This window comes from Methylobacterium oryzae (genome assembly GCF_036441375.1).
In the GTDB taxonomy this organism is placed as follows: Bacteria; Pseudomonadota; Alphaproteobacteria; order Rhizobiales; family Beijerinckiaceae; genus Methylobacterium; species Methylobacterium oryzae_A.
Genome location: NZ_MLCA01000001.1, coordinates 721206 through 745367 on the forward strand (window position 1 = coordinate 721206; position 24162 = coordinate 745367).

21 protein-coding genes and 1 tRNA gene are annotated in these 24162 nt (G+C 70.8%); 8 read left to right on the forward strand and 14 right to left on the reverse strand.

What is annotated here, in order from left to right:
- Positions 1–253: 253 nt before the first annotated feature.
- From MOTC310_RS03410 to MOTC310_RS03420, 3 genes are all read left to right on the forward strand, one after another.
- Positions 254–568, forward strand: coding sequence for a hypothetical protein (locus tag MOTC310_RS03410; protein WP_331300801.1), 315 nt, complete (start codon positions 254–256; stop codon positions 566–568).
- Positions 569–819: 251 nt separating this feature from the next.
- On the forward strand, positions 820–2109 hold the full coding sequence (locus MOTC310_RS03415) for an MFS transporter (RefSeq protein WP_331300802.1): 1290 nt from the start codon (positions 820–822) through the stop codon (positions 2107–2109).
- Positions 2110–2118: 9 nt separating this feature from the next.
- Complete coding sequence (locus MOTC310_RS03420; RefSeq protein WP_331300803.1) at positions 2119–2847, forward strand: phosphatase PAP2 family protein; 729 nt, start codon at positions 2119–2121, stop codon at positions 2845–2847.
- 247 nt (positions 2848–3094) lie between these two features.
- On the opposite strand, the gene MOTC310_RS03425 is transcribed toward MOTC310_RS03420, so the two are convergent.
- The 7 genes from MOTC310_RS03425 to MOTC310_RS03455 all read right to left on the reverse strand — a co-directional run bounded on the left by MOTC310_RS03425 (position 3095) and on the right by MOTC310_RS03455 (position 8208).
- Positions 3095–3298 carry a hypothetical protein gene (locus MOTC310_RS03425; protein ID WP_331300804.1) on the reverse strand — a complete coding sequence of 68 codons (204 nt, stop codon included), beginning with the start codon at positions 3296–3298 and terminating at the stop codon, positions 3095–3097.
- Between the two features lie 50 nt (positions 3299–3348).
- Positions 3349–3549 (reverse strand): hypothetical protein, encoded by a 201-nt coding sequence (locus tag MOTC310_RS03430; RefSeq protein ID WP_331300805.1) that lies wholly within the window; start codon positions 3547–3549, stop codon positions 3349–3351.
- Positions 3546–3812, reverse strand: a complete 267-nt coding sequence (locus MOTC310_RS03435) for a hypothetical protein (RefSeq protein ID WP_331300806.1) — start codon at positions 3810–3812, stop codon at positions 3546–3548. Before MOTC310_RS03435 ends, MOTC310_RS03430 begins: the two co-directional genes overlap by 4 nt.
- A gap of 98 nt (positions 3813–3910) precedes the next feature.
- A tRNA-Gln gene (locus tag MOTC310_RS03440) sits at positions 3911–3985 on the reverse strand.
- An 82-nt stretch (positions 3986–4067) separates the two neighbouring features.
- Positions 4068–5645 (reverse strand): aldehyde dehydrogenase (NADP(+)), encoded by a 1578-nt coding sequence (locus MOTC310_RS03445; RefSeq protein WP_331300807.1) that lies wholly within the window; start codon positions 5643–5645, stop codon positions 4068–4070.
- A gap of 61 nt (positions 5646–5706) precedes the next feature.
- Positions 5707–7377: a thiamine pyrophosphate-binding protein gene (locus MOTC310_RS03450; protein ID WP_331300808.1), complete on the reverse strand. Its 1671-nt coding sequence runs from the start codon at positions 7375–7377 to the stop codon at positions 5707–5709.
- 129 nt (positions 7378–7506) lie between these two features.
- Positions 7507–8208, reverse strand: a complete 702-nt coding sequence (locus MOTC310_RS03455) for a GntR family transcriptional regulator (protein WP_331300809.1) — start codon at positions 8206–8208, stop codon at positions 7507–7509.
- A gap of 192 nt (positions 8209–8400) precedes the next feature.
- Between MOTC310_RS03455 and MOTC310_RS03460 the strand changes: the two genes are divergently transcribed.
- The 4 genes from MOTC310_RS03460 (at position 8401) to MOTC310_RS03475 (ending at position 13357) form a co-directional block, all read left to right on the forward strand.
- Complete coding sequence (locus MOTC310_RS03460) at positions 8401–9120, forward strand: ribonuclease activity regulator RraA (protein WP_331300810.1); 720 nt, start codon at positions 8401–8403, stop codon at positions 9118–9120.
- An 81-nt stretch (positions 9121–9201) separates the two neighbouring features.
- On the forward strand, positions 9202–10554 hold the full coding sequence (locus tag MOTC310_RS03465; protein ID WP_331300811.1) for an MFS transporter: 1353 nt from the start codon (positions 9202–9204) through the stop codon (positions 10552–10554).
- A 16-nt stretch (positions 10555–10570) separates the two neighbouring features.
- A complete protein-coding gene (gene araD / locus MOTC310_RS03470) occupies positions 10571–12301 on the forward strand; it encodes an L-arabinonate dehydratase (RefSeq protein ID WP_331300812.1) in 1731 nt (576 codons plus the stop codon).
- 51 nt (positions 12302–12352) lie between these two features.
- Entirely contained in the window at positions 12353–13357 is a 1005-nt protein-coding gene (locus MOTC310_RS03475; RefSeq protein ID WP_331300813.1) for an SMP-30/gluconolactonase/LRE family protein, read from the forward strand.
- A 133-nt stretch (positions 13358–13490) separates the two neighbouring features.
- On the opposite strand, the gene metH is transcribed toward MOTC310_RS03475, so the two are convergent.
- The 4 genes from metH to MOTC310_RS03495 form a co-directional block, all read right to left on the reverse strand.
- The gene (gene metH / locus MOTC310_RS03480) at positions 13491–17243 is read right to left on the reverse strand and encodes a methionine synthase (RefSeq protein ID WP_331300814.1); all 3753 of its coding nucleotides are present in this window, start codon (positions 17241–17243) and stop codon (positions 13491–13493) included.
- A 170-nt stretch (positions 17244–17413) separates the two neighbouring features.
- On the reverse strand, positions 17414–17611 hold the full coding sequence (locus tag MOTC310_RS03485) for a hypothetical protein (RefSeq protein ID WP_331294588.1): 198 nt from the start codon (positions 17609–17611) through the stop codon (positions 17414–17416).
- Between the two features lie 97 nt (positions 17612–17708).
- Positions 17709–18629 carry a methylenetetrahydrofolate reductase [NAD(P)H] gene (gene metF, locus MOTC310_RS03490; protein ID WP_331300815.1) on the reverse strand — a complete coding sequence of 307 codons (921 nt, stop codon included), beginning with the start codon at positions 18627–18629 and terminating at the stop codon, positions 17709–17711.
- A gap of 57 nt (positions 18630–18686) precedes the next feature.
- Complete coding sequence (locus tag MOTC310_RS03495) at positions 18687–19712, reverse strand: ArsR/SmtB family transcription factor (protein WP_331300816.1); 1026 nt, start codon at positions 19710–19712, stop codon at positions 18687–18689.
- 163 nt (positions 19713–19875) lie between these two features.
- Between MOTC310_RS03495 and MOTC310_RS03500 the strand changes: the two genes are divergently transcribed.
- Positions 19876–20457 carry a histidine phosphatase family protein gene (locus tag MOTC310_RS03500; protein WP_331300817.1) on the forward strand — a complete coding sequence of 194 codons (582 nt, stop codon included), beginning with the start codon at positions 19876–19878 and terminating at the stop codon, positions 20455–20457.
- Between the two features lie 9 nt (positions 20458–20466).
- Here MOTC310_RS03500 and MOTC310_RS03505 read toward each other — a convergent pair whose 3' ends face one another.
- The 3 genes from MOTC310_RS03505 to MOTC310_RS03515 all read right to left on the reverse strand — a co-directional run bounded on the left by MOTC310_RS03505 (position 20467) and on the right by MOTC310_RS03515 (position 23777).
- Positions 20467–21363 carry a bestrophin family protein gene (locus MOTC310_RS03505; RefSeq protein WP_331294592.1) on the reverse strand — a complete coding sequence of 299 codons (897 nt, stop codon included), beginning with the start codon at positions 21361–21363 and terminating at the stop codon, positions 20467–20469.
- A gap of 102 nt (positions 21364–21465) precedes the next feature.
- Complete coding sequence (locus MOTC310_RS03510; RefSeq protein ID WP_331300818.1) at positions 21466–22404, reverse strand: ROK family protein; 939 nt, start codon at positions 22402–22404, stop codon at positions 21466–21468.
- Positions 22404–23777, reverse strand: coding sequence for a dicarboxylate/amino acid:cation symporter (locus MOTC310_RS03515; protein ID WP_331294594.1), 1374 nt, complete (start codon positions 23775–23777; stop codon positions 22404–22406). The genes MOTC310_RS03510 and MOTC310_RS03515 overlap by 1 nt, the downstream gene beginning before the upstream one ends.
- Positions 23778–24162 lie beyond the last annotated feature (385 nt).

Consider the following 24162-nt stretch of genomic DNA (forward strand, 5'->3'; position numbering starts at 1 on the left):
GTCGTCAGCGCTCGGCCCGCTCCAACAGGGCCGTAATCCTTCACATGGCTGGCCTGATCCTGCCCGCCCTTGAGCGGACATCGGGCGAGCTCGCAATAAGCCTAGTGCTCGCCTCCGCATCTTTGCCGATCGCCCGAGGGCACCAACGCCGTCGGCAAGTGCCGGCCGCCGAATCCTCACCTCGGTGATACCCGAGCTCACTTCCGTCCTCGCGCACATCGCCGCAACTCTCCACTGAACAATGAGTACGCGAATGGCGTTGATCTACGATCCCAAACTTGGGACGATTGAGGAAACCCCTATGCGCATCAAGATGTACGGCCTTGCGGCCACGCTTGCCGTTGCTCTGACCGGCACAGCCTATGCCCAGCAGCCAGCCGGTGGAGGGAGCGCTACGGGCAACATGAACAACCCGGGTTCTGTGAAGAGCGAGGGGCAAAAGGCGGCCGAAGAGACGACAGGTACCAGCACCCGCTCACCCGCAACTGGCGCCGCAGCGGTGCCCGGAACCGGCACCGCGCGTCCTGGCGTCGGTGCAGGCGGGAGCACCACCGCACCCGCACGGTAAAGACCGCGAGCTTACCCGCATCATATGGTCTGTAAGTTCCCGGCAGGGTCGCTTCCAAGGCGGCCCTGCTTACACCGCGCCGTCCTGCAGCAGTTGCATGCATCGCCGGTAGCCACTCGGGTCTTCTACCGACCCAACTCGGTCTGGCCAGTCGCATCGAACGCTTCTGGAAGGCGGACATGGTCGGGCTGGGCTACCGCTCGGTTCCGTCCTGCCCTGCCCTAGGTTGGCTGGAAAGGGAGGCCGACCAAGTGGAGCAGGATAGCAGCGAAGGTGACGGGCGGCCTCCCGCCCCGAGGCGGAAGTCCATTTCCAAACCTCTCGACCTCCTGAACTTCCTGCTGATCGACGTGAATGGGGCAATCAAGCCCTACCTCAACGTCTACCTCTACGTGCATCGCGGGTGGGACGACGCCTCGGTCGGACTGGTCAGCACGGTGTCGGGCATCGTCGGCATCGTCGCGCAGACGCCCATCGGGACCGCCATCGACGCGGTGCGGGACAAGCGCGTCATCCTGCTCGGCGCCCTGGTCGCGCTCTCGCTGGCTACCCTCCTCGTCGCGCTCTTCCCGCAGTTCTGGCCCGTCCTCGCGGCGTCCTGCGTGCTGGCCGCCGTTGGGGGCATGCTGAGCCCAGCCATCGCGACGCTCACGCTCGGCCTGTTCCCGGCCGACAGGATCGCCCGCCGCTTCGGCCGCAACGCGGCCCTGGAGCGGTCCGGGAACGTCGCCATCGCCGTGCTGATCGGGCTCGTCGGCTGGCTGTTCCCGGACCGGGCGGTGTTCCTCCTAGTCCCGGCCTGCGCCATCGTCTCGGCCGCGGCGCTCTACTCCATCCCGCGCGGTGCCATCGACGCGCGCCGGGCCCGCGGCGGCGGCGAGGGTGATGGGGAGAAAGCCCCGGCCGGCTGGCGGACCCTGCTGACCTGCCGGCCGCTCATGATCTTCGCGGCCTGCGTAGGGCTTTTCCATTTCGCCAACGCGCCGCTGCTGACCCTCGTCGCGCAGGAGATCGGGCAGGCGCGCCCTGACTGGTCGTCGGTCATCGTCTCCGTCTGCATCGTCGGCGCGCAGGCGGTGATGGTGCCGATGGGGCTCATCGTCGGCCGCCGGGCCGAGCGCTGGGGCCGCAAGCCCTTGCTCGTGATCGGTTTCGCCGCGCTGCCCGTGCGGGCCTTGCTCTACCTGGTCTGGCGCGACCCGTACTGGCTCATCGCGGTCCAGTGCCTCGACGGCGTCGGCGCCGGCCTGCTCAGTGCGATGAAGCCCCTGGTGATGGCCGATATCACCCGCGGGACCGGCCGCTACAACGCCGCCCACGGCCTGATCGGGACCGTGCAGGGCGCGGGCGCATCGCTGTCGTTCGTCATCGCCGGAACCTTAGTCCAGCAGGCGGGGTTCGATGCCGCCTATCTCGCGTGCGCTGCCGCGGCAGCGGTCGCGCTCGGGGTGCTCGTGACGCTGATGCCGGAGACCGCCCCTGGGCGGCCTCGGAGCGGCCCGGGTGCGTGGCTGCGGGCGGTACGGCCCGGCGTGGCGTGAGGAGGGACGGTGAAACACCTGATGTCCGGCGGGGGGCGTGAGCGGTTCATCGCGCCGCTGGCCGTGCTCCTGTCCCTCGCCCTGCCCGCCGCCGGCGGGACGCTGCACAGCACCTACATCGACCCGCCGGCGATGGCGCTTCAGCGCGTGCTGCCGCCCCCGCCAGAAGCCGGTTCGGAAGCGGCCAAGGCGGACATGCAGACCGTGGAAGCCGCCGTCCGAGCTCGCACACCCACCGACGAGCGCCGCATCACCGCGAACCTGCCCTGCACCCTCGACCGCTTCGGCGGGGTTCTCGGCCCGGCCTTCACCGCGGAGACGATGCCGGTCACCGCGGCACTGATCGAGCGCGTGTTCCAGGACGGCGAACTCGCCGTGCTGGCGGCCAAAGCCGCCATCGCCCGGCCGCGCCCCTACACGCTGAAGCCGGACCTCGCCACGTTCGGGCATCGCTCCGACAGCACGTCCTACCCGAGCGGGCACGCCACGTTCGGGTATCTCGCGGCCACGGTGCTGTCGCGCCTCGTGCCCGAGAAGCGCCAGGCGCTGTTCGCGTTCGCCGCGTCCTACGGGGAGAACCGCATGATCGCCGGCACCCATTTCCCGAGCGACCTCGAAGCCGGGAAGATCGCTGCGGCCGTCATCGCCGAGGCGCTGTTCCACGATCCTCGCTTCGAACGGGATCTCGCCCGGGCGACCGCGGAAATCGCGGCCCAGGGCAGCGCCCCTGGTCGTTGAGGCGAAGGCTACCTCAGGCAGGATCACGAAGGCGGGAGGCGGGCACGTTGGTGATGTCCGCTCCAGTGCATTCGCCTCCTAGAGGGGAACGGCGAAAAACCACCCTTTGCGGACGGTGCAGAGCTTTCGGATTAGAGCGCCAGAGGACCGCAGTGCGGGCGCTGGAGGTCTTCGCCGATCGGCGGCGCCGGCGGCCCGCAGCGCCGTCACCGCCTTCATGATCGGGGCGACGCCGTCGTCCATGCCGCTATCCCAGCGCGATCAGCATCCAGGTGCGCGCCTTCGCCATAAAGTCGACGTCCCCGGCTAGGGGTTCGGACGCAATCCCGCGGTCGATGATCGCGCGCGCGCCCGTGCCGCTCATTCCAATTCCCTGAGCGAAGCCGCTCAACCGCTCCATCAAGCGTTCGACGGTCGCCGCGCGGTCGGCGTCGGGATCGTGCCCACTCATTCCTTCACCGGATGGGCCAGCAGGATCGCGGTCCAGGCCATGGCTCACTCTCAACCCGAAATGAACAGCATCATCATGCGAGCCGCGGCGGCGATCTGCTCGACGGAGGCCTCCGGCATGTCGGCAACCGCCTTCTCGACGACGCTGCGCGCGATCCCCTCATACAGCCCTACGCCGAGCGCAAAGGTGCTGAGCCGAGCCAACACGCTGTCAGCGATCGTCTTCCGCTTCTGATCGGGCACGTCGCTCATTTCGGCACCGGAAAACCCACGATGGCGGCGGTCTTCACCATCGTGCGGCGAAGGCCGGGTGTGGTCGATTCGTCGGCCTGCAGCTTCTTCGCCTGCGGGTGCATCTCAATGGCCTTGGCCAAGTCGACAGTGTGCCCGGAGGTGAAGGCGACCGGCTTCGCGGCCTCGTCCTTCAGGTAGGCGGCCGTGGCCGCTTCGATCTCCTCATCCGTTACCTCGGCCTTGCGGCGCAGGTCGCCGACGGAAGGGATCTCTTTAGCCATTTGGGATTGTGCCGACCCTTGTGCGCCGGAAAAACACCTTCTGTTCCGGTGTGTCCGTTATGTCCTGGTCCAGAAGGTGCTGTTTTGCTTGGAAAATTTGGCTGGGGCGCCAGGATTCGAACCTGGGAATGGCGGTACCAAAAACCGCTGCCTTACCACTTGGCGACGCCCCAAGGTGAGCGGTCGCTGTCTAGACGCCGCGCCCGCCCCTGGCAAGCGGCGGATCGCGGCTGTCCGGCCCCCGCCCGCCGCGGCTCAGCGGCGCTCGGGAGCGCCGTCGATCCGGCGGGGCAGGCCCAGCGGGTTGGCGGCCTGAAGGGCCGCCGGCAGCAGGGCGTCGGGGACGTCCTGATAGCTGACAGGCCGCAGGAATCGGTCGATCGCGAGGCTGCCCACCGAGGTCGTGCGCCCGTCCGAGGTCGCCGGGTAGGGACCGCCATGCACCATGGCGTGCGCCACCTCCACGCCGGTCCCGAACCCGTCCACCAGGATCCGGCCGACGCGGCGCTCCAGGAGCGGCAGCAGGTCCCGGGCGGCCGCGTGATCCTCCGGCGCGAGGTGCAGCGAGGCCGTGAGCTGACCCTCCAGACGCTCCAGGACCGCCCGCATCGCGGCGAAGTCCGCGCAGCGCACCACGAGCCCCGAGGCGCCGAACATCTCCTCCTGCAGCTCGGGATCCGCCAGGAACACGTCCGAGTCCGCGGCGAACAGGGTCGCCCGGCCCTGGGTCGCCCCGCCCTCCGCGCCCTCGGCGATGCGGGTGACGGCGGCGTGGCCGGCCACCCGCGCCACGGCCTCGCGGTACGCGCGCTGGATGCCGGGTGTCAGCATCGTCGCGGCCGGGCTCTCGCGCAGGGCCGCGCCGGCCGCCTCGAGGAAGGCGTCGAGACCCGGACCCGGCAGCGCCAGGATCAGGCCGGGATTGGTGCAGAACTGCCCGGCGCCGAGCGTCAGCGAGGCCGCGAATGCCTTGCCGATCGCGGCACCCCGCGCGGCGAGCGCGCCGGGGAACAGCAGCACCGGGTTGATGCTGCTCATCTCGGCGTAGACCGGGATCGGCGACGGGCGCCCGGCCGCGATCGCCATCAGGGCGGTGCCGCCCCGGCGCGAGCCCGTGAAGCCGACGGCCGCGATCCGGGGATCGGCCACCAGCCCCTGCCCGATCGACTGGCCGGCATCGAACAGCAGCGAGAAGGCCCCCTCCGGCAGGCCGCAGGACGCAACCGCCTTCTGGACGGCGCGGCCGACCAGTTCCGAGGTGCCGGGATGGGCGGGATGGGCCTTGACCACCACCGGGCAGCCCGCCGCCAGGGCCGAGGCGGTGTCGCCCCCCGCCACCGAGAAGGCCAGCGGGAAGTTCGAGGCGCCGAACACCGCCACCGGGCCGACGGCGATCCGGCGCAGGCGCAGGTCCGGCCGGGGCAGCGGCTTGCGGTCCGGAAGGGCCGGGTCGATCCGCGCCTCGACGTAGCTGCCCTCGCGGACGACGCCGGCGAACAGGCGCAGCTGGCCGACCGTCCGGGCGCGCTCGCCCTCGATCCGCGGCCGGGGCAGCCCCGTCTCGGCCATGCAGCGGGTGACGAGGTCGTCCCCGATCTCCAGGATGTTCGCGGCGATCGCCTCCAGGAAGCCGGCCCGCGCCTCCGGGTCGGTCTCCCGGTAGGTGTCGAAGGCGGCCTCGGCGAGCGCACAGGCCCGGTCAAGGTCGCTCCGGCTCGCGCCCGGGAAATCCGGCTCCAGGGCCTGTCCGGTGGCCGCCTCGACGGCCCGGAAGGCCGCCTCGGTGCCGCGCCGCGCCTCGGCGCCGATCAGGTTCTCGCCGCGCAGGGTCATGAGCTGCTCCTCTCGGTGGAGGTGCGGGCGGGCCGCACCGGGACGGCGCGCGTGCGGGCGGTCAGCCCCGCCGCGCCGCCAGGGCCTTCTCGCGGATGGCCGCGAGGGTCATGGTCGGGGTGAGCGCCTCGGGATCGACGAGGCAGTGGATCATCGCCGGCAGCCCGGAGGCGAGGCCGCGCTCGAAGGCGGGGGCGAACTCTTCGGTGCGCTCCACGCGCTCGCCGTGGCCGCCGCAGGTGCGGGCGAGCGCCGCGAAGTCGGGGTTGCGCAGCTCGGTCGCCGAGACGCGGCCGGGATACTCGCGCTCCTGGTGCATCCGGATCGTGCCGTACATGCCGTTGTCGAGCACGACCACCACGACGGCGATCCCGTACTGCACGGCGGTGGCGAATTCCTGCACGGTCATCATCACGTCGCCGTCGCCGGCCAGCGCCACGACGACCCGCTCCGGGTGGCTGCGCTTCGCCATCACGGCGGCGGGCAGGCCGTAGCCCATGGAGCCCGAGGTGGGCGCGAGCTGCGTGCCGAAGGCGCGGAACCGGTAGTAGCGGTGAACCCAGGTGGCGAAGTTGCCGGCGCCGTTGCAGATCACCGCGTCCGGCGGCAGCCGCTCGCGCAGCCACGTGATCGCTTCCCCGTACTGGAACGCGCCGGGCTTCGGCTCCGGGGTCTCGGACCACGCGCGGTAGGCGGCGTGGGCCTCGGCGGCGCGGCCGGCCCCGGTCGCCTCGAAATCCGGCAGGGCCGCGCAGAAGGTCTCGGGCGCCGCCTCGATCGCCAGCGCCGGCTGGTAGACCCGCCCGAGCTCCGCCGCGTCGGCGTGGACGTGGACCAGCGGCAGGCCGGGATTCGGGATGCCGAGGAGGCCGTAGGACTGCGCCGGCATCTCGGAGAGGCGCCCGCCCACCATCAGCAGCAGGTCGGCCTCCCTGATCCGGGCGAGCAGCGCCGGGTTAGGCCCGATCCCGAGCTCGCCCGCGAAGTTCGGGTGGTCGGCGGGGAAGAGCTGCGCCCGCCGGAACGAGACCGCCACCGGCAGATCGTGGCGCTCGGCCCAGGCGGCCAAAGTGGCGACGGCGCCCTGCGTCCAGCGGGAGCCGCCGAGCAGCACCACCGGCCGCCGCGCCTCCGCCAGCATCGCCCGCAGGCGCGCGATGTCGTCCCCGGACGGGGCCGGCGCGGCCGGGACGACGCGCGGCGCGTCGGCGACGGCGGCCTCGTCGTCGAGCATGTCCTCCGGCAGCGCGACCACGACGGGGCCCGGGCGGCCCTGCAGCGCGACCCGGAAGGCACGGGCGAGGATCTCCGGGATCCGCGCCGCGTCGTCGATCTCCACCGCCCACTTGGCGACGCCGCCGAACATCTGCCGGTAATCGACCTCCTGGAAGGCCTCGCGGTCCCGCATCCGCCGGGCGATCTGGCCGACGAACAGGATCATCGGCGTCGAATCCTGGCGGGCGATGTGCACGCCGGCGGAGGCGTTGGTGGCGCCGGGGCCCCGGGTCACGAAGCAGATGCCCGGGCGTCCGGTGAGCTTGCCGGCGGCCTCGGCCATGATCGCCGCGCCGCCCTCCTGCCGGCAGACGAGCACGTCGATGCCGCTGTCGCGCAGGGCATCGAGCACCGCGAGGTAGCTCTCCCCGGGGACGCAGGTCACGCGCTCGACACCCTGCGCCCGGAGCTGGTCGACGAGCACCTGCGCGCCGGTCCGTGGGGGCAATCCGCTCAAGCCGTTCCTCCCTGGCGCTCGGGCCGCATCCGGTGCGTGGCGCCGGGATCGACCGTGGATCCGCCCGCCGCTGAGATGCTTCTGATATCCCAGTTCCAGGATACGGGCGGGTTCGGGGCGGTCAACCTGTCAGACCAGGGGCCGCCGGTCGAGGGCCCGGCGGGTCATCCGGTCGAGAAAGTCGAACAGCGTCGCGATCCCGGCAAGGGCCGCGCCCGCGTCCCGCGCCGCGATGCGCGACACGATCGCCGCGTGGATCGCGGCGCAGTCCGGGAAGCTCGCGGTCGGCTCGTAGGTGTACCAGAACCGGCGCGACTGCGCGTGGAGCGCCGCCATGGTGCCGGTGAGCGTCGGGTTGTAGGCGGCCCCGACCAGGCCCTCGTGCAGGGCGCGCTTGTGCCGGAAATACGCCTCCCGATCGCGGGCCTCCGCGGTGCTGCGCAGCCCGGTGACGCGGTCCAGCAGCCGCGCCAGGTCGTCCTCGGTGCCGCGCGCGATGGCGCAGCGGGCCACGGTCTCGTCGAGGGGGCGCCGCACCTCCAGCAGCTCGAGGTGCTTGATGATGTCGACCCGGGTGACGAGGACGCCGCGGCGCGGATGGACCTCCACGAACCCGATCGTCTTGAGCCGCGCCAGCGCCTCGCGGACCGGGGTGCGGCCGAGGCCCAGCTCCGCGCCGAGCTCGCCCTCGGAGACCATGGCTCCGGGCGCGAGGCGGCGGCTGATGATCATCTGCTCGATGGCGTCGTAGGCGGTCTCGGCGAGCGAGCGCGGCCTCGGCGCGTCCGTCGGCGTCGCGCTCCCGCCGCCCGCAAATCCCAATTCGGCCAAGGGCTTCCCCGTCGATGTCCGACCGTGTCTGTCGCAACCTGCGCCGGTTGACAATGGCGCCGCGCGCCGTGTTACTCAAGATCTGGGATATCAGTCCGCGCGCAGCGCGGACGGGAGCCAAGGCCGGCGCAAGCGACGCGTGATTGTCACCGTTCGCGGGTGCCGAGACCGAGGCCCGGGGAGGAGAAGCGGATGTCCGGGTTGTCCCCTGAGACGCGCGCCAAGCTGAAGACCGTCAGCACGGCGACGCTGATGACCGCCCTCTACAAGCGCGGTTTCCGCAACCAGATGATCCAGGGCGTGCTGCCCCTGAAGGCAGGTGGCCCGACGATGGTCGGCGAGGCGTACACCCTGCGCTACATCCCGGCCCGGGAGGACCTGAACCCGATCACGGTGTTCCGGGGCCGCGCGCACCCGCAGCGCAAGGCCGTGGAGGAGTGCCCGCCCGGCGCCGTGATGGTGATCGACAGCCGCAAGGACGCGCGCGCGGCGTCCGCCGGCTCGATCCTGGCCACGCGGCTGATGGTGCGCGGCTGCGCCGGGCTGGTCACCGACGGGGGCTTCCGCGATGCCGACGAGATCGCCCGGCTCGAGATGCCGAGCTACCACGCGCGCCCGTCGGCACCGACGAACCTCACGATCCACCAGGCGATCGACATCAACGTGCCGATCGGCTGCGGAGACGCGCCCGTCTTTCCCGGGGACGTGATCGTCGGCGACGGCGACGGCGTCGCGGTGATCCCGGCCCACCTCGCCGACGCGGTCGCCGACGAGGCCGTCGAGATGACCGCCTACGAGGACTTCGTCACCGAGGAGGTCCGCAAGGGCCGCACAATCCTCGGCCTCTACCCTGCCACCGACGAGCAGAGCCTCGCCGATTTCGCCGCCTGGCGGACGCGGACCGGCCGCTGAGCGTGCCGTGCCGGCCCGCTCCGACCCGGCCCGCGATCGGCAATGGGCCGGGACGCGTCGGATTCGGCTCGGGGGGACGCCATGGCGGCAGGGTTGCGCGGGGGCGATGCGGCGCCGGAGATCGAGCGACGGACGATCGCCAAGGTGTCGCGGCGACTCCTGCCGCTGATCGTCGTGATCTACTTCGTCGCCTACATGGACCGGACGAATGTGGGCTTCGCCTCGTTCGGCCTGAACCGGGATTTCGGGTTCTCCGCCACGGTCTACGGATGGGCGGCCGGCATCTTCTTCCTCGGCTACGTCATCTTCGAAGTACCGAGCAACGTCCTCCTGGAGCGCGCCGGGGCGCGGCTCTGGATCGCCCGGATCATGGTCACCTGGGGGCTGGTGGCGGGCAGCATGGCCCTCATCACCGGCCCGGCGAGCTTCCTCGCCCTGCGCTTCCTGCTGGGCGTGGCCGAGGCCGGCTTCTTCCCCGGCGTGATTCTCTATTTCACCTACTGGTTCCCGAAACGGTACCGGGCCCGCGTGGTCGCCGCGCTGTTCCTGGCGGTCCCGGGCTCGAACGCCCTCACGGCCGTGATCTCGGGGGCGCTGCTCCAGCTCGACGGGGTGCTGGGCCTGCACGGCTGGCAATGGCTGTTCCTCCTCGAGGCGGCGCCCTCGACCCTGCTGGCCTTCGCGGTCCTGGGGCTGATGACCGACCGGCCCGAGCGGGCGGCGTGGCTCACGCCCGGGGAGCGGCTGTGGCTGGCGACGGAGATCGCGGCGGAGCGGGACGGGACGGTCCGGGTTCACGGGCACCTCACTCTCCGGCAGGTCCTGACCGACCGGCGGGTGCTCGCGCTCGGGGCGATCTACTTCAGCATCGGCACCGCCACCTACGGCATCACCTTCTTCATGCCGCCGATCCTGAAGAGCCTGCACCTCACCGACTGGGAGACGGGCGTCGCCACGGCCGTGCCCTACGCGGTCGGGACGCTGGGCATGATCGCCTGGAGCTGGTCGTCGGACCGGCGCAACGAGCGCCGCTGGCACTTCGTGATCGCCGCGCTGATCGCCGCACTCGGCCTCATCGCCTCCGGACCCATGCTCGGCAGTCTCTGGGCGCTCACGGCGATGTCGCTGGCCACGGTCGGGCTCTACGGGAGCAAGCCCGCCTTCTGGGCGATGCCGGGGGAGTTCCTGGCCGGCCCCGCGGCCGCCGGGGGGATCGCCCTGATCAACGCGATCGGCAATCTCGGCGGCTTCGTCGGCCCCTACGTCCTGGGCTGGCTCAAGGATTACACCGGCACCTACGAGTCCGGCCTTTACTTCCTGGCGGCTTGCGCGCTCGCCTCGGCGGCGATCACGGTCGTCGCGGCCCGGTCAGGCCGCGGCGAGCCGGGTCCGCGGGGCGGCGGCGCTGTCCGCCCGGCCGGACCGAACGCGTGAGATCGGAGACGGAGCGATGAGCGCGCGCAAGAAGAATCTGGACGACCTGCGCAGCCAGCGCTGGTTCGGCGCCACCGACCTGCGCAGCTTCGGCCACCGCTCGCGGATGCTCCAGATGGGCTACGAGCGGGCGGACTTCACCGGCAAGCCGATCGTCGGCATCATCAACACCTGGAGCGACATCAACCCCTGCCACCAGCATTTCCGCGAGCGCGTGGAGCACGTGAAGCGCGGCGTCTGGCAGGCGGGGGGCTTCCCGATCGAGCTGCCGGCGCTCTCGCTGTCGGAGAACTTCGTCAAGCCGACCACGATGCTCTACCGCAACCTCCTGGCCATGGAGGTGGAGGAGCTGCTGCGCCAGCATCCCGTGGACGGCGCGGTGCTGATGGGCGGATGCGACAAGACCACGCCCGGCACCGTGATGGGCGGCATCTCCATGAACCTGCCGATGGTCTTCCTGCCGGCGGGGCCCATGATGCGCGGGCATTTCGGCGGGACGATCCTGGGCTCGGGCTCCGACGTCTGGAAGTACTGGGCCGAGAAGGAGGCCGGCAACATCACCGCGCAGGAGTGGAACGACATGGAGGCGGGCATCGCCCGCTCCGCCGGCACCTGCATGACCATGGGCACGGCCTCGACCATGACGTCGATCACCGAGGCGCTAGGGCTGTCCCTGCCCGGCTCGGCCTCGATCCCGGCGGCCGACGCGGACCATCCGCGCATGGCCGGCGCCTGCGGCCGGCGGATCGTCGAGATGATCTGGGAGGACCTGAAGCCCTCCGACATCCTGGACCGGCGCTCCATCGACAACGCCCTGGTGGTCCACAACGCGCTCGCCGGCTCCACCAACGCGATGATCCACCTCGTGGCCATGGCGGGCCGGGCCGGCATCCCGGTCAAGCTCACCGAGTTCGACGAGTTCGCCCAGAAGGTGCCGGTGATCGCCAATCTCCGGCCCTCGGGGCAGTGGCTGATGGAGGATTTCCACATCGCCGGCGGCATCCGGGCGCTGATGGCGCGCCTGTCCCCCCTCCTCCACCTCGACGCCCGCTCGGTCACCGGCGGCACGATCGGCGACGGGCTCGCCGGCATGAAGGTCTTCAACGACGACGTGATCCGCCCGCTCGACCGGCCGATCGTGGCCTTGGGCGGGACCGCGATCCTGTACGGCAACCTCGCCCCCGACGGCTGCGTGATCAAGCCGCCGGCCGCGGACCCGCGCTTCCTGCAGCATTCCGGTCCCGCGCTGGTCTTCGACAGCTACGACGCGATGAGCGCGGCGGTGAACGACCTCGACCTCGACGTCACCCCCGACCACGTGATGGTCCTGCGCAATGCCGGCCCGATCGGCGGCCCCGGCATGCCGGAATGGGGCATGCTGCCGATCCCCAAGGTCCTGCTCCGGCAGGGCGTGCGCGACATGGTCCGCATCTCGGACGCACGGATGAGCGGCACGAGCTACGGCGCCTGCATCCTGCACGTGGCGCCGGAATCGGCCGCGGGCGGCCCGCTCGCGGCGGTGCGCGACGGCGACCGCATCACGGTGGACGTGCCCGGGCGGCGCATCCACCTGCACCTCGACGCGGCCGAGATCGCCGCCCGGGTGGAGGCCTTCGTGCCGCCGGACCGGGCCTATCCCCGGGGCTACAACCGGCTGTTCGCCCAGCACGTGCGGCAGGCGCACGAGGGCTGCGACTTCGACTTTCTGGAGGGCGCCGGCGGGATCCCGGAACCCGAGATTCACTGACCGGCCCGAGCCGCCGGCAACAGGCGGCGGGCCACATCACAGGGAGGAACCATGGTGATGATCGCACGCAGGGGCCTGCTCGCCGGAGCGGCCCTGCTCGGCGCCGCGCGGGCGGCCGGGGCCGGCTGGGAGCCGTCGCAGCGGGTGCCGGACCCGGCCGTCGAGATCCTCGATCCGGCCTTCGCCAAGTACCGGCTCGCCTCGGCGACGGTGGAGCGGGTCGCCACGGGCTTCCGCTGGGCCGAGGGGCCGGTCTGGTTCGGCGACATGGGATCGCTGCTGTTCAGCGACGTGGTCAACGACCGAATCATGAAGTGGGAGGAGGCGTCCGGCACGCTCTCGGTGTTCCGCAAGCCGTCGAACTACGCCAACGGCAACACCCGCGACCGGCAGGGCCGGCTGGTCACCTGCCAGCACAGGACCCGCAGCGTCACCCGGACCGAGCACGACGGCAGCATCACCACGCTGATGGACCGGTTCGACGGCAAGCCGCTGAACTCGCCCAACGACGTGGTCTGCCATTCCGACGGCGCGATCTGGTTCACCGACCCGGCCTTCGGGCCGAATCCGCACGAATCGATGGCCGCGCCGGAGCTTCCCGGCAACGTCTACCGGATCGATCCGAAGACGGGCCAAGCCAGCGTCGCGGTCGAGGGCGTGGCGGGGCCGAACGGGCTCTGCTTCTCGCCGGACGAGTCCAAGCTCTACCTCATCGAGGCGCGGGCGAAGCCGAACCGCCTGATCCGCGTCTACGACGTGGTCGAGAACGGCACCAAGGCCGCGAACGGCCGCGTCTTCTACGATGCCGGCACCGGCACGCCGGACGGGTTCCGCGTCGATGTCGACGGCAATCTCTGGTGCGGCTGGGGGATGAGCGAGGCCGAGGACGGGGTCATCGTGCTCTCCCCGCAGGCCAAGCTGATCGGCCGGATCCGCCTGCCGGAGCGCTGCGCCAACCTGTGCTTCGGCGGCCTCAACCGCAACCTGCTGCTGATGACGTCCACGCACTCGGTCTATTCACTGTACGTGAACACGCGGGGCGCGGGGACCTGCTGAGGTTGGATCGGCGGCTCGGGCCACCGTGCCGTCCCTGCGAGCGGAGCGAAGCAAGCCAGGGGCGCCACGCCGACCGATGTCGCGCTGGCCTGGGTCGCTTCGCCACGCTCGCGATGACGGCGGTACCCCGCCCCTACTCCGCCGCCTGCGGCAGGTACCGCGCCGGGTCGTAGTTCAGGATCGGCCCGAGCCAGCGCTCGACCTCGCGGACATCCATGCCCTTGCGGGCGGCGTAATCCTCGACCTGATCGCGCTCCACCTTGGCGACGCCGAAATAGTGCGCCTCCGGGTGGGCGATGTAGATCCCCGATACCGACGAACCCGGCCACATCGCGTAGGACTCGGTGAGCTTCACGCCGATCCGGCTCTCGGCCTTCAGGAGGTCGAACAGGGTGGTCTTCTCGGTGTGGTCGGGCTGGGCCGGATAGCCCGGGGCCGGGCGGATGCCGTCGTACTTCTCCAGCACCAGCTCCTCGGGCCCGTAGGCCTCGTCGGACGCGTAGCCCCAGAACTCCTTGCGCACCCGCTCGTGCATCCGCTCGGCGAAGGCCTCGGCGATGCGGTCGGCGAGCGCCTTCACGAGGATCGCCCGGTAATCGTCGTTGGCCCGCTCGAAGCGCTCGGCGATCCGCACTTCCTCCAGGCCCGCCGTGACCACGAAGCCGCCGATATAGTCGGCGATGCCGGTCTCGGCCGGGGCGACGAAGTCCGACAGGCAGGTGTTCGACCGCCCGTCGCGCTTCGAGAGCTGCTGGCGCAGGCCGTGGAAGGTGGCGAGCCGCTCTGACCGGCTCTCGCCGGTGTAGAGCGCGATGTCGTCACCGACGCTGTTGGCCGGCCAGAAGCCGATCACCGCCTTCGGGTTGAACCAGCGCTCCTCAACGATCTGCTTCAGCATCGCCTGCGCGTCCTCGTAGAGGGCGCGGGCGGCCGGGCCCTGCTCGGGATCGTCCAGGATCGCCGGGAAGCGGCCCTTGAACTCGTAGGTCTGCAGGAACGGCGTCCAGTCAATGTAGGGCACGAGGTCGGCGACCTCGTAGGAGCCGTAGACCCGGGTGCCGGTGAAGTTCGGCTTGGCCGGCTTGTAGGACGACCAGTCGATCTTGAAGGCGTTGGTCCGCGCCTTGGCGAGCGGCAGCCGCTGCTTGTCGGCCTCCGAGCGCTTGTGGGCGTCGGCGACCTTGGCGTACTCGGCCCGGACCTTCTCGATCGTCGGCCCACGAGTCTCCTTCGAGATCAGGCTCGACACCACGCCGACCGCGCGGCTCGCGTCGGTGACGTAGACCGCCTGACCCTTGGCGTAGGCCGGGTGGATCTTCACCGCCGTGTGGACGCGGCTCGTGGTGGCACCGCCGATCAGCAGCGGCACGTCGAGCCCCTCGCGCTCCATCTCGCCGGCCACGTGGACCATCTCGTCGAGCGACGGGGTGATCAGGCCCGACAGGCCGACGATGTCGACTTTCTCGGTCTTGGCGGTCTCCAGGATCTTGGCGGCCGGCACCATCACGCCGAGATCGATGATCTCGTAGTTGTTGCAGGCCAGCACGACGCCGACGATGTTCTTGCCGATATCGTGGACGTCGCCCTTAACGGTCGCCATCAGCACCTTGCCGGCGGCCTGGCGCTTGCCGTCGCCGCCGTTGGCGCGCTTCTCCTCCTCCATGAACGGCTCGAGATAGGCGACCGCCTGCTTCATCACGCGGGCTGACTTCACCACCTGCGGCAGGAACATCTTGCCGGAGCCGAACAGGTCGCCGACCACGTTCATGCCGGCCATCAGCGGGCCCTCGATGACGTGGAGCGGGCGCTCGGCTGAGGCCCGCGCCTCCTCGGTGTCGGCCACGATGTACTCGGTGATGCCGTTGACCAGCGCGTGCTCGATCCGCTTCTCGACCGGAGCCTCGCGCCAGGTCAGGTCGGCGGTCTTGGCCTGGGCCGATGCGCCGGTCTTGAAGCGCTCGGCGGCCTCCAGCAGGCGCTCGGTGGAATCCTCGCGGCGGTTGAGGACGACGTCCTCGCACAGCTCGCGCAGCTCCGCCGGGATTTCGTCGTAGACGGCGAGCTGGCCGGCATTGACGATGCCCATGTCCATGCCGGCCTTGATGCAGTGGAACAGGAACACCGCGTGCATGGCCTCGCGCACCGGCTCGTTGCCGCGGAAGGCGAAGCTGAGGTTCGAGACGCCGCCCGAGATGTGGGCGTGCGGCAGGGTCTCGCGGATCGTGCGGGTCGCCTCGATGAAGGCCACGCCGTACGGGTTGTGCTCCTCGATGCCCGTGGCGACCGCGAAGATGTTCGGATCGAAGATGATGTCCTCGGGCGGGAAGCCGACCTGCTCGGTCAGGATCCGGTAGGCCTTGGTGCAGATCTCGACCTTGCGCTCGTAGGAATCCGCCTGCCCCTGCTCGTCGAAGGCCATCACCACCACGGCGGCCCCGTAGGAGCGGCAGACCTTGGCGGCCTCGATGAACTTCTCCTCGCCCTCCTTCATGGAGATCGAGTTCACGATCGGCTTGCCCTGGATGCACTTCAGCCCGGCCTCGATCACCTCGAACTTCGAGGAATCGACCATCACGGGAACGCGCGCGATGTCGGGCTCGGCGGCGACGAGGTTCAGGAACTCGACCATCGCCTTCTGGGAGTCGAGCAGGCCCTCGTCCATGTTGACGTCGATCACCTGGGCGCCGGCCGCGACCTGATCGCGGGCGACGTCCAGCGCCGCCGCGTAATCACCGTTGGTGATGAGCTTGCGGAACTTGGCCGAGCCGGTGACGTTCGTGCGCTCGCCGACGTTCACGAAGGGGATTTCCGGCGTGAGCACGAAGGGCTCGAGGCCCGACAGCCGCATCAGGCGCGGCACCTCGGGGATCGGCCGCGGCGCCTTGCCGGCGACCGCCTCCGCGATGGCGCGGATGTGGTCCGGCGTGGTGCCGCAGCAGCCGCCGACCATGTTGACGAGGCCGGATTCGGCGAACTCGCCGACCAGCTTGCCCATCGCCTCCGGGCTCTCGTCGTAGAGGCCGAACTCGTTCGGCAGGCCGGCATTCGGGTAGGCGCAGACCAGCGTGTCGCAGATCCGCGACAGCTCGGCGATGTGGCCGCGCATTTCGCGGGCGCCGAGCGCGCAGTTGAGGCCGAAGGTCAGCGGCTCGGAGTGCCGCAGCGAGTGCCAGAAGGCCGCCGGGGTCTGGCCCGACAGGGTGCGGCCCGAGAGATCGGTGATCGTGCCGGAGATCTGGATCGGCAGGCGGATGCCGGTCTCGTCGAAGACCTGCCACGCCGCCGCCACCGCGGCCTTGGCGTTCAGCGTGTCGAAGATCGTCTCGATCAGGATCAGCTCGGCGCCGCCGTCGATCAGGCCGCGGACCTGCTCCACGTAGGCCTGCTTGACCTGATCGAAGGTCACCGCCCGGAAGCCCGGGTTGTTCACGTCGGGCGAGATCGACAGGGTGCGGTTCGTCGGCCCGATGGCGCCGGCCACGAAGCGGCGGCGGCCGTCCTTCTGCTCGGCGAGCTTGGCGGCCTCCCGGGCGAGCCTTGCGCCCTCGACGTTCAGCTCGTGGATGATCGATTCCATGCCGTAATCGGCTTGGGCGATGGTGGTGCCCGAGAAGGTGTTGGTCTCGCAGACGTCGGCGCCGGCCAGGAAGTAGTCGAGGTGGATCTGCCGGATCGCGTCGGGCTGGGTCAGGATCAGCAGGTCGTTGTTGCCCTTCTGATCGTGGCCGTGATCCTTGAACCGGTCACCGCGAAAGTCCTCTTCCGAGTACTTGAGCCGCTGGATCACGGTGCCCATCGCCCCGTCGAGGACGAGGATCTTCTCCGCCGCGCGCTGGCGCAGGGCCTTGGCGATCTCGGTGCCGTCGACGGGGGCAAAATCGGTCATCGTGCGTCCTGTCAGATCACCTCATCCCGAGGTGCCGGAGCGAAGCGGAGGCCTCGCAGGAGGCCTCCAGATGTCGTGGCGATCCCTGGAACCCTCCTTCGAGGCCGCTTACGCGGCACCTCAGGATGAGGTGGAGGGTGGGATGGATTAGTGTTTCGGGTCGGTTGCGGTCAGCCCGCCTTCTCCAGAGCGGCGAGTCGCTTCTCGATCGCTTCGAGCCGCTCCTCGACTTCCGCGGCAGCGTAACGGTCCAGGACCGATTCGCCGTTCACGGCTTCACGCAGATTGTCGAACCGGCCTTCCAACCTGTCGAAGCGCGCATTGACCGCTTCGGACTGCTGACGGACGTCAGCAAAGTTCGTCTGCATCTCGGTCCTAATCTCCCGGAGGAGCGGAACAATCATATCCTGCGGTTCAGCCATTGCAGTCACCCCCAGTCGCGCCCGCACCGGGCGCAACTGAAATCTAAGCCGCCGCCTTCGCGGCCGCCAGCTTCGGCGCCTGGGCGCGCAGGCCGAGCAGGTGGCAGATCGCGTAGACCAGATCCGACCGGTTCATCGAGTAGAAGTGGAAGTCGTTGACGCCCTCGTCCACGAGGTCGAGCACCTGCTCGGCCGCTACCGCGGCGGCCACGAGCCGGCGGGTCTCCACGTCGGTCTCCAGTCCCTCGAACCGGGCGGCCAGCCAGTAGGGCACCGAGGCGCCGGTGCGGCGGGCGAAATTCGCCGCCTGCTTGAAGTTCTGCACCGGCAGGATGCCCGGGATGATCGGGATGGTGATCCCGGCGGCCCGGACCTTCTCCAGGTAGCGCAGGTAGATCTCGTTCTCGAAGAAGAACTGGGTGATCGCCTGATCGGCCCCGGCGTCGACCTTGGCCTTCAGGGCGTCGATGTCGGCGTCGAGGGACGCCGCCTCGGGGTGCTTCTCGGGATAGGCCGAGACCGAGACCTTGAAGTCGCCGATCCGCTTGATCCCCTCGACCAGCTCGGCGGTCGAGGCGTAGCCCTCCGGATGCGGCCGGTAGGCGTGGCCGACGCCCTCCGCCGGGTCGCCACGCAGAGCCACGATGTGGCGCACGCCCGCGTCCCAGTAGGACTGGACCACGGCGTCGATCTCCTCGCGGGAGGCGTCCACGCAGGTGAGGTGGGCGGCGGGCTTCAGGCCGGTCTCGCGGACCATCCGGGCGACCGTGTTGTGGGTGCGCTCGCGGGTCGAGCCGCCGGCGCCGTAGGTCACCGAGACGAAGCTCGGCTGGAGCGGCGCGAGGCGCTCGATGGAGGCCCAGAGGATCTTCTCCATCTCGTCGGTCTTCGGCGGGAAGAACTCGATCGAGACGCGGATCGGGTGGTAGCCGTCGCGGCTGGCGCGGTGGGTGGAGCGGCGCATCGGGGTCTCGTCCTCTATGTCGGTCGGTTCAGACGAAGTCTGCGGAGGTTCACTGTCTCAGGCGACGGCGCGCTGAGGCTGTTCTGTCTCGGTGTCGGCCAGGCCGTCCTGAGCCAGCCCGTCCTGGGCCAGCCAGAGGGTGACGGTGAGCTGGCCGGACTCGCGCGGTGCCAGATCGCGGGTGGCGACCGTGGCGAGGCCGGCTTCGGCGAGCCACCCGGAGACCTGCTCGGCCGAGAACCCGAGGCGCCGGTGGGCCTGGCCCGTGCGAAGGAATTCCAGATCGTGCGGCGCGAAATCCACCACCAGCAGGCGGCCGCCGGGCGCCACGAGGCGCGCGGCACCGCGGAGCGCCCGGGCCGGGTCGTCGAGATAGTGCAGCACCTGATGGACCACGACGAGGTCGAAGCTCGCCCGCGCGAAGGGCGGCGCGTGGATGTCGCCCTGCCGCAGATCCACCCGCGCGAGGCCCTGGCGCTCCAGGTTGGCCCGGGCGACGGACAGCATGGCGTGGCTCGAATCGAGCCCGGTAGCGCGGCCGGCCCGGGGCGCCAGCAGGCCGAGCATCCGGCCGGTGCCGGTGCCGAGGTCGATCAGGCTGCCGATCCGGCGGTCGCCCAAGGCGTCGAGCACCGCGGCCTCCACGATCGCCTCGGGCACGTGCAGGGACCGCAGCTCGTCCCATTTGGGCGCGAGGCGCGCGAAGAACGTTGTGGCCGCCTCGGCCCGCTGCGCCCGGACGGCGTCGAGCCGCGCGCGGTCCTCCGACAGGGGCGGGGCGGTCCGGTCGAGCCCGGACAGGAGCGGGTCCGCCAAGCCGGCGCGGGCGTCGGACAGCCGGAAGAACGCCCAGGCCCCCTCGCGGTGGCGCTCGACCAGCCCGGCCTCCACCAGGAGCTTGAGATGGCGGGAGATCCGCGGCTGCGACTGACCGAGGATGTCGGTGAGGTCGGAGACCGAGAGCTCCCCCTCGGCGAGCAGCGCCAGGATGCGCAGGCGCGTCTCCTCCGCGGCGGCACGCAGGACGCCCAGGGCTTCCGGAAAGGGGATCGACCCCGCCTCTTGCCTGCGCTCGATAGACATAAAGATATGTTTATGTCCGTTTCGGCGCGGGCGCAAGCGCGATCTTGAGACGGTCGAGACGTCTCGAACCGGCTTTGCCGAGCCGATGAGACCGTAGCGCGGCGGCCGCGTTGACGGCAGGGTGGATCGCGGGCGCGGCCGGCGCGCCCGGGAGGCGCGCATCATGTCGGAGAGCCCGTTCCCGCAGATCACGCTGGTCCGCCACGGCGAGACGGCCTGGAGCCGGTCCGGTCAGCATACCGGGCGCAGCGACATTCCGCTGACCCCGGAGGGCGAGGAAGCGGCGCGCGCGCTCGCCCCTCGCTTGGCGGCACGCGCCTACGCGGCGGTCTGGTCGAGCCCGTCGAGCCGGGCGGCCACGACCTGCGCGCTGGCGGGCTTCGGCGATGGCCGCACGATCGATCCGGATCTCGCGGAATGGGATTACGGCGCCTACGAGGGCCGGACCACGCAGGCGATCCTCGCCGAGCGGCCGGATTGGCGGCTGTTCCGCGACGGCTGCCCCGAGGGCGAGACGGCAGCGGACGTGGGCGCCCGGGCGGACCGGATCATCGGTCGGGCCCGGGCCCGGGACGCCGACCTGATCGTGTTCTCCAGCGCGCATCTCCTGCGGGTGCTCGCCGCGCGCTGGATCGGCCTGCCGCCGCAGGGCGGCGCGCTCCTGGTCCTCGGCACCGCCAGCGTCTCGGTGCTCGGCTATGAGCACGACCGCACCGAGCCCGTGCTGCGCGCCTGGAACGGCTAGGCGCCGGCGCTACCGCAGCCAGTACCCGTCCGGCGCCAGCGCCTCGGGCATCGGCTCGCCGAGGGCGTGGTGGACGATGCGGTCCACGGCGCGGACCATGGCGTCGAGGGGCAGGTCGTTGGGCTCCGTGCCGAACGGCTCCTCGAGCTCGTCGCCGAGGGCGTCGAGGCCGAAGAACGTGTAGGCCACGAGCGCCACCACGATCGGGGTTGCCCAGCCCAGGGAGCCGGTGAGGCCCACCGGCAGGAGCAGGCAGTAGAGCCATGCCGTCCGGTACACGAGGAGCGTGTAGGCGAAGGGTAGCGGCGTGTTGGCGAGGCGCTCACAGGCGGTGTGCACGCCCGACAGGGCCTCGATCCGGGCCTCGAGGAGGCCGAACTGGATGTCGCTGAGCCGGCCCGCGCGCGTCAGCGCGGCGAGGTCGCGGGTGATGGCGGCCAGGACCGAGTCGGTGGGGTTCGGGCCGGACAGGTCCGACCCGGGGCTCGTCCGGTCGATGGCGGCGGCCTCGTCCAAGTCGCGCAGGCGGGCGTGGAGCCCGTGCGCGAAGGCCGACAGGCGCCGGAGCTGGAGCGCGGCCTCCCGCTCGGGCAGCAGGGCCGGGAGGGCGCGGGCGAGGTTGCGCACCTCGCCGATCAGGTTGCCCCAGTGCTTCCGGGCCTCCCACCAGCGCTCGTAGCAGGCATTGTTGCGGAAGCTCAGGAAGATCGAGAGGGCGAGGCCGACCACGGTGAACGGCGTGACCCCCGCGGTGACCGGGAACAGCGCGGGCCACCGCGACTCCGCCCACACCACCGCGCAGGAGACCGCGACGATCCCCGCGAGCTTGGGCGCCACTCGCGGCAGGATCGAGCCGCGCAGGGTGAACAGCAGGGTCAGCAGGTTGGGCCGGGTGCGGACGATCATCGAGGTTTCTGGATGCGACGCTGCCGTCCTGCCCTGCCCGCACCCGGCCCCGCAAGCGGCGTCTCTGTGAGCTGGTCCGTTTGATCGACCGCGGGGACGGCCTCAGACGCCCTCCGCCTCCCACAACCACGCCGCCCCGCGCACGCCCGAGGCGTCTCCGTGCAGGCTCGCCCGCACCGGCGTGTCGAAGGCGTCGGAGAAGACATGGGGGGCGATCGCCGCCGGCAGGCCCGCGATCAGCTCCGGGACGCGCGACAGGCCGCCGCCGATCACGATCACGTCCGGATCGAGGAGGTTCACCACCTGGGCGGCCGCGCGCCCGAGCCGTTCGAGATGGGCGGCGAGCGTCGCCCGCGCCGCCGGGCTTCCGGCCCGGGCTTCGGCGACGACCGCCTCGGCGGCGAGGCTGCCGCCGTGCCGCCGCGCGTGGTCCGCCGCCAGCCCGGGACCGGACAGCCAGGTCTCGACGCAGCCCCGGCGGCCGCAATAGCAGGCGGGACCCGGTCGCTCGTCGTCCCGGGGCGCCGGCAGGGGGCCGTGGCCCCACTCGCCCGCGATGCCGTTGCGGCCCGTGAGCACCCGACCGTCGAGCGCGATGCCGGACCCGACGCCGGTGCCCAGGATCACCGCCCAGACCACGCGGACCCCGGCGCCGGCGCCGTCGATCGCCTCCGACACCGCCAGGCAATTGGCGTCGTTCTCGATCCGGAGCGGGCGCTCCAGGCGCTCGCCGAGATCGGCCGCGAAGGGATGTCCGTTGAGCCAGTGCGAGTTGGCGTTGCGCACGCGGCCCGTCGCCGGCGACAGGCTCCCCGGCATGCCGATGCCGACGGTGCAGGGCGCGCCGGCCTCGGCTTCGAGACGCAGGACCAGATCGGCCACGGCCTCGACGGTGGCCCGGTAGGTGCCGCGCGGGGCGGGTATCCGGGCCTCGGCCAGGGTCGAACCGTCCGGACCGAGCACGATCCCGGCGATCTTGGTGCCGCCGAGATCGATGCCGAGGCGCGGGCGACCTTCGTTCTCCGCCGGGGGCGATCCCATCACTCGGCGGCGGCGACCTTGCCGTCGGTGCCCATCGGCTGCGGCGACTCGTCGGTGATGTGGGTGCCGATGGCGACCGGGTGGGCCATCACCTCGTTGAGCTTGGCCACGTCGAGCTCGCCTTCCCAGCGGCTGACCACCACGCAGGCGACGCCGTTGCCCACGAGGTTGGTGAGCGCGCGGCACTCCGACATGAACTTGTCGATGCCGAGCACGAGGGTCATGGCGGCGACCGGGACCGGGCTGTTGGGGATCGCCGAGAGCGTCGCCGCCAGGGTGATGAAGCCCGCTCCGGTGACGCCCGAGGCGCCCTTCGAGGTCAGCATCGCGACCAGGATGATGGTCGCGTACTGGCTGATCGACAGGTCCACGCCCACGGCCTGCGCCAGGAACAGCGTGGCCAGCGTCATGTAGATGTTGGTGCCGTCGAGGTTGAACGAGTAGCCGGTCGGCACCACGAGGCCGACCACCGAGTCCGAGGCGCCGAGCCGGCGCATCTTGGTCATGAGCTGCGGCAGCACCGTCTCGGAGGACGACGTGCCGACCACGATCAGCAGCTCGTCCTTGATGTAGGCGAGGAAGCGCAGGATCGAGAAGCCCGCGACCCGGGCGATCGTCCCGAGCACCACCAGCACGAACAGGATCGCCGTGATGTAGAAGGTGCCGACGAGCCACGCGAGGTCGTAGACCTTCTGAATGCCGTACTCGCCGATCGTGAACGCCATGGCGCCGAAGGCGCCGATGGGGGCGAGCTTCACGACGATGCCGATGATCCGGAAGAAGATCTGGCCGGCCGTGTCGATCGCGTGGTTCACCGAGGCCGCCCGCTCGCCGAGATTCGTCACCACGACGCCGGTGAGGATCGAGATCAGCAGCACCTGCAGCAGGTCGCCGGTGGCGAAGGGGTCGAGGAAGCTCTTCGGGATGATTGCCAGGATGTGGGCGACGGTGGAGTCGGCCGCCGCCTTGTTGGCGTAGGTCGCGACTTTGCTGGCGTCGAGCTTCGACGGGTCGGCGTTGAAGCCCGCACCGGGCCGGATCACCTCGCCGACGATGACGCCGATCAGCAGCGCGACGGTGGACACAACCTCGAAGTAGACCAGCGCCTTCAGGCCGACGCGGCCGACCTTCTTCAGGTCGCCGATCGACGCGATGCCGTGGACGATCGTGCAGAAGATGATCGGCGCGATCATCATCTTGATCAGGCCGATGAAGGCGTCGCCGAGCCACTTCATCGACTTGCCGGTGGCCGGGTCGTACCAGCCGAGCAGCACGCCGAGCGCGATAGCGATCAGGACCTGGATGTAGAGCACCTTATACCAGGGCTCGCGGGGCGCTGCGGCGGGAGCCGTCGCCTGGATTGCCTGTGCCATGTCCATCCCGTGCGACGACCGCGCACCCTCCCGATTTGCCGGCACGCTAGCGATTATCATCCGGCGTCTCAACGGTTGCACGCTTATCCGCCGCGAACCATCCGTGACAAAAACCCCTCGCTCCCGGGCGAGAGGACTACGCTCGTCTGGCAAATACCCGGGCCCGGAATGGCGCAACGCGGACGTGCGCGCCGGCGCGCGAGGGTGGCGACAGGGGCCGCAGGTGGATCCGGACAGCGACGGCCCGCGCAAGCAGACGGGCCGCAGCGCGGTCTGCGCTGCGGCCCGTCCGTGTCTCGCGTCGTTGCGCCGCGGCGCGGCGCCGAAGCTCAGGTCTGCTGCTGGGTCCGGCGCGGGCGGACGGTCCAGCGCTCGAACATCGAGG

Excerpts from the sequence above, each read along its gene's own strand:
- MOTC310_RS03460 (WP_331300810.1), top strand. The coding sequence starts at position 8,401 with ATGTCCGGGTTGTCCCCTGAGACGCGCGCCAAGCTGAAGACCGTCAGC.
- MOTC310_RS03505 (WP_331294592.1), bottom strand. The coding sequence starts at position 21,363 with ATGATCGTCCGCACCCGGCCCAACCTGCTGACCCTGCTGTTCACCCTG.
- MOTC310_RS03430 (WP_331300805.1), bottom strand. The coding sequence starts at position 3,549 with ATGAGCGACGTGCCCGATCAGAAGCGGAAGACGATCGCTGACAGCGTG.
- MOTC310_RS03410 (WP_331300801.1), top strand. The coding sequence starts at position 254 with ATGGCGTTGATCTACGATCCCAAACTTGGGACGATTGAGGAAACCCCT.
- MOTC310_RS03475 (WP_331300813.1), top strand. The coding sequence starts at position 12,353 with ATGGTGATGATCGCACGCAGGGGCCTGCTCGCCGGAGCGGCCCTGCTC.
- MOTC310_RS03485 (WP_331294588.1), bottom strand. The coding sequence starts at position 17,611 with ATGCAGACGAACTTTGCTGACGTCCGTCAGCAGTCCGAAGCGGTCAAT.
- araD (WP_331300812.1), top strand. The coding sequence starts at position 10,571 with ATGAGCGCGCGCAAGAAGAATCTGGACGACCTGCGCAGCCAGCGCTGG.
- MOTC310_RS03465 (WP_331300811.1), top strand. The coding sequence starts at position 9,202 with ATGGCGGCAGGGTTGCGCGGGGGCGATGCGGCGCCGGAGATCGAGCGA.
- metH (WP_331300814.1), bottom strand. The coding sequence starts at position 17,243 with ATGACCGATTTTGCCCCCGTCGACGGCACCGAGATCGCCAAGGCCCTG.
- MOTC310_RS03515 (WP_331294594.1), bottom strand. The coding sequence starts at position 23,777 with ATGGCACAGGCAATCCAGGCGACGGCTCCCGCCGCAGCGCCCCGCGAG.
- metF (WP_331300815.1), bottom strand. The coding sequence starts at position 18,629 with ATGCGCCGCTCCACCCACCGCGCCAGCCGCGACGGCTACCACCCGATC.
- MOTC310_RS03500 (WP_331300817.1), top strand. The coding sequence starts at position 19,876 with ATGTCGGAGAGCCCGTTCCCGCAGATCACGCTGGTCCGCCACGGCGAG.
- MOTC310_RS03510 (WP_331300818.1), bottom strand. The coding sequence starts at position 22,404 with ATGGGATCGCCCCCGGCGGAGAACGAAGGTCGCCCGCGCCTCGGCATC.
- MOTC310_RS03495 (WP_331300816.1), bottom strand. The coding sequence starts at position 19,712 with ATGTCTATCGAGCGCAGGCAAGAGGCGGGGTCGATCCCCTTTCCGGAA.
- MOTC310_RS03435 (WP_331300806.1), bottom strand. The coding sequence starts at position 3,812 with ATGGCTAAAGAGATCCCTTCCGTCGGCGACCTGCGCCGCAAGGCCGAG.
- MOTC310_RS03425 (WP_331300804.1), bottom strand. The coding sequence starts at position 3,298 with ATGAGTGGGCACGATCCCGACGCCGACCGCGCGGCGACCGTCGAACGC.
- MOTC310_RS03445 (WP_331300807.1), bottom strand. The coding sequence starts at position 5,645 with ATGACCCTGCGCGGCGAGAACCTGATCGGCGCCGAGGCGCGGCGCGGC.